Source organism: Kitasatospora sp. NPDC057512 (assembly GCF_042802135.1).
Taxonomy (GTDB): domain Bacteria; phylum Actinomycetota; class Actinomycetes; order Streptomycetales; family Streptomycetaceae; genus Kitasatospora.
Window position 1 is genome coordinate 1 of sequence record NZ_JBHVET010000795.1, and the last position, 3641, is coordinate 3641.

General features: G+C 77.0%; 2 protein-coding genes and 1 pseudogene. 1 reads left to right on the forward strand and 2 read right to left on the reverse strand.

What is annotated here, in order from left to right; all coding sequences use genetic code 11:
* A partial coding sequence (locus ACFU6K_RS33845) for a SpoIIE family protein phosphatase (RefSeq protein ID WP_380669630.1) occupies nt 1–1777 on the forward strand: 1777 nt, incomplete at its 5' end.
* A gap of 141 nt (nt 1778–1918) precedes the next feature.
* Here the strand turns inward: ACFU6K_RS33845 and ACFU6K_RS33850 are convergent.
* Together ACFU6K_RS33850 and ACFU6K_RS33855 are read right to left on the reverse strand one after the other, a co-directional pair.
* Nucleotides 1919–3127 carry a trans-sulfuration enzyme family protein gene (locus ACFU6K_RS33850; RefSeq protein ID WP_380669632.1) on the reverse strand — a complete coding sequence of 403 codons (1209 nt, stop codon included), beginning with the start codon at nt 3125–3127 and terminating at the stop codon, nt 1919–1921.
* 236 nt (nt 3128–3363) lie between these two features.
* A pseudogene (locus ACFU6K_RS33855) lies at nt 3364–3641 on the reverse strand (hypothetical protein); the annotation flags it as partial.

Genomic DNA, 3641 nt, shown 5'->3' on the forward strand with positions numbered 1-3641 from the left:
GCGTATGCACTTCCGGCACGGCAACCGAGCAGAGGGGCCGCGGCCCGCGTCACCGGACTCCCGGTCCCTGGCGGCGACCGCGGCGGCCCTCGCCGCACGGCTCGGCGCCTTCACCAGTGGTGACAGCGCCGGCGGTGGCAGCACCGGCGGCGACGGCGCGGGCGACGATCCGGAGCGGCTCCGCGAGGTCCTCGCCGCCGCCCCGGTCGGCGTCGCGCTGCTCGACGAGCGGCTGCGCTGGCAGTACCTGAACGCCGCCTTCACCACCGCCACCGGGCTGCGCCGCGCCGACCTGCTCGGCCGCGCCGCCGGGACCACCGCCTTCGCCGGGGCCCTCGGCATCCTGCGCCGGGTCCTGGCCGACGGGCTCGCCCGCGAGCACGCCACCGGAGGGCCGGACGGCGCGGGCGCCCCCGTACCGCCCGGCCTGCGGGTGCGCTACCGGGCCCTACGGCACTCCGGGCGGACCACCGGCGTGATCGTCGTCGTGCTGGACGATCCCGACCCGGCCCGCGAGCAGCTGCGCGAGCTGGAACGGGCCCGGGCCCGGCTCGCCCTGCTGGACGCCGCCACCGAACGGATCGGAACCACCCTCGACGTCGGCACCACCGGCACCGAACTCGCCGCCTTCGCCGTGCCCCGGCTCGCCGATCTCGCCACCGTGGACGTGCTGCCGCCCGCGGTCGAACCCGCCCGGGTCGGCCACGGCGCGCCCCAGCGGCTGCACCGCGCCGGCGCCCGGGCCGTACCCGCGCTGGCCGACGCCCTCGCCGAGCTGCCCCGGCCCGGTGAATCGATCCGCCACCGGGAGGGCTCGGCCGCCGCGCGCAGCCTGGCGGGCGGCGTCGCCGTGCTCACCGAGCCCGGGCCCGAGGACTCCTGCCCGGCCGGGACCGCCTCACTGCTGGTCCTCCCGCTGGCCGCCCGGGGCCGCCTGATCGGGCTGCTCACCCTCGGCCGCACCGCCGCCGGCCCGGCCTTCACCCCCGACGAGGCCGCCCTGCTCGGCGATCTCGCCGCCCGCGCCGCCACCGCCCTCGACAACGCCCGCCGCTTCGCCCGGTCCCAGGGCATCGCCCTGGAGCTCCAGCGGGCGCTGCTGAGCGAGCCCGGCAACCCGCACCAGAACCTCTCCCTCGCCTCCCGCTACCTTCCCTCCGGGAGCTCCTCGGTGGTCGGCGGCGACTGGTTCGAGACGGTCCGCCTGCCGTTCGGGCGCACCCTGCTGGCGATGGGCGACGTCATGGGGCACGGCGTCGAGGCCGCCGTCGACATGAGCCACTACCGCTCAGCGCTGCGCGACCTCGCCGGGATGGACCTGCCCCCGCACCGGATCCTGCGCCAGCTCGACAACGTCATCTCCGCCGACGACTCCGCCCGGCCCGCGACCTGCCTGCTGGCGCTCGCCGACCCGGGCCGGGGCCGCTGGACCCTCTCCAGCGCGGGCCACCTGCCGCCCGCCCTGATCGCCCCCGGCCGTCCGACCGAGCTGCTGCGCGTCCCCACCGGCCCGCCGCTCGGCACCGGCCTCGGCGGCTACGAGCAGACCGCCCACCCGCTCCTGCCGGGCCAAACCCTGCTGCTCTACACCGACGGCCTGGTCGAGCGCCGGGACGAGGACATCGACGCCTCCCTGGAGCGGCTCGCGGCCCTGCGCCTGCCCGCCACCGGGAACCTCGACGAGCTGCTCGACGCCGTCCTCCACTCCCTCGCCCCGCCGCCGGCCGCCGCCGAGGACGACATCGCCCTGCTGGTGGCCCGCCCCCGGCAGCGCTGACGGGCCGCCGCGCGCCCCGGGCCGCCGGGCGCCCGCGGCCACCACGCCCCGGCCCACGCCCCGGCCCGCGGGCCGGTCCTCGCCGCGACGGCCGCCCGGCCCTGACGGCCCCTCGGCTCACGGCTCCCCCCACACCTCCGCTCACACCTTCGCCAGCGCCTGCCGGACGTCCGCCCAGATGTCCTCGGGGTGCTCGATGCCCACCGACACCCGCACCGTCCCCGGGCCGATGCCCGCCGCCGCCAAGTCCTCGTCCGACAGCTGCCGGTGGGAGGTGCTGGCCGGGTGCAGCACCAGGGTGTGCACGTCGCCCAGGGAGGGTGCCAGCGAGGCGAGCCGGACGGACTCGGTGAACGTCGCGGCCGCCTCCCGGCCGCCGGCCAAGGCGAAGGCCAGGACTCCGCCGTGACCGTCGGGCAGCAGGCGGCGGGCGAGGTCGTGGTCGGGGTGGGTGGGCAGGCCCGGGTAGTGGACGGCGGTGACCGCGGGGTGGGCGGCGAGCCGACCGGCCAGGTCGAGCGCGGTCTCGCACTGGCGGCGGACCCGCAGGGCGAGGGTCTGCATGCCGCGCAGGGTCAGCCAGGCGGCGAACGGGTCCGCGGCGGCGCCGAGTTCGAGCGAGCGCCGCCAGACCCGGTGGTGCAGCGCCGGGTCGGCGAAGACGGCGATCCCGCCGAGGACGTCCGAGTGTCCGCCGAGGTACTTGGTCACGGAGTGGATCACGATGTCCGCGCCGTGCTCGATCGGGCGGCACAGCAGCGGGGTCGCGAAGGTGTTGTCCACCACGCTCACCACCCCGGCCCGCTTGGCGACGGCGATCAGCCCGGGCAGGTCGGTGACCCGGGTGGTGGGGTTGGAGACGGTCTCCAGGAACAGCAACCTGGTGCCGGGGCGCAGGGCGGCCGCCACCCCGGCCGGGTCGTCGCCGCTCACGTAGCCGACCTCGACGCCCCAGCGCTCGGTGAGGTCGGTCAGCGCGCCGACGGTGCCGCCGTACAGGCTGCGCTGGGCGATCACGTGGTCGCCGGCGCGCAGCAGGGCGAGCAGCGCGGTGTTGATCGCCCCCATGCCGGAGGCGGTGGCGAGGGCGCCGGTGCCGCCCTCCAGTCCGGCGACGGCCTGCTCCAGCGAGCGGACGGTGGGGTTGCCGAAGCGGTTGTAGAAGAAGGCGCCGTCCGGTCCCCCGTGGGCTCCGGCGAGCGCGTCGCCGGTGTCGAAGGCGAACAGGTGACCCTGGTGCAGCGGGACGCCCAGCGGACGGCTGCCGGTGACCTCGGTGAGCGGCGGGTGGACGACCCGGCTCTCGGGGCGCAGCTCGTCGGGGGCCTCGTGGGAGTGGTGGTCGCTCATGGCGTTCATCCTCGGGCGGTCCCGGCGCCCGGGCCATGGCCAATCGCCGTCGGGTGGCCTGCCCCGGGCGGTCGTTCCGGCCCACCGCCCGGGAGGCGGTGGCGACGCCCGGGTCGCGGCGGCGGGTGGTTCCCCTCTACGACGGGTGGCTCCCGTCCACGGCGGGTGGCTCCCGACAGCGGCGGGTGGCACCCGACAGCGGCGAGAGGCTCGCGACAGCGGCGAGAGGCTCGCGGCTACTTGCGGCGGCTGAAGATCCGCTTGGCCGCGTAGACGATCCCGACGATCAGCAGCACCACGAACAGGATGATCAGGATCACCACGACCAGCAGGAACTTGCCCAGCTTGGCGAAGAAGCCCGACTTCTTCTTCTCCTCCTTGGCGAGGTGCGCGGCCTCGGCGGTGGAGGCACCGGAGGCAACCGTGGTGACGGAGGCACCGGAGGCGACGCTCGCCCCGGTGCGGACCTCCGTACCGGCATCCGCGGTGGAGGCCCCCGCGGCGGTCCCCGGGC

Bases quoted from the DNA above. Each gene is read 5' to 3' on its own strand.
- ACFU6K_RS33850 (WP_380669632.1), bottom strand. From the start codon at position 3,127: ATGAGCGACCACCACTCCCACGAGGCCCCCGACGAGCTGCGCCCCGAG.